Here is a 245-nt window from a genome sequence, read left to right on the forward strand (position 1 = left end):
GGTTCCGTAGGCTTGGTCGGCTCAGTCGGTTCCGTCGGCTCAGTCGGTTCCGTCGGCTCGGTCGGTTCCGTCGGCTCCGTCGGCTCAGTCGGCTCAGTCGGCTCAGTCGGCTCAGTCGGCTCCGTCGGCTCAGTCGGCTCAGTCGGCTCAGTCGGCTCCGTCGGCTCAGTCGGCTCGGTCGGTTCCGTCGGCTCAGTCGAAGTCGTAGTCTCCTCGTCCTTCGGAACAGTCTGGTCCTTATCGTT

General features: G+C 65.3%; 1 protein-coding gene. It reads right to left on the reverse strand.

What is annotated here, in order from left to right; all coding sequences use genetic code 11:
* Nucleotides 1-245: hypothetical protein (locus tag QP363_RS14155; RefSeq protein ID WP_284764850.1), on the reverse strand; the 245-nt coding region annotated here is incomplete at both ends.

The organism is Corynebacterium sp. UMB6689 (assembly GCF_030215295.1).
Lineage (GTDB): Bacteria > Actinomycetota > Actinomycetes > Mycobacteriales > Mycobacteriaceae > Corynebacterium > Corynebacterium aurimucosum.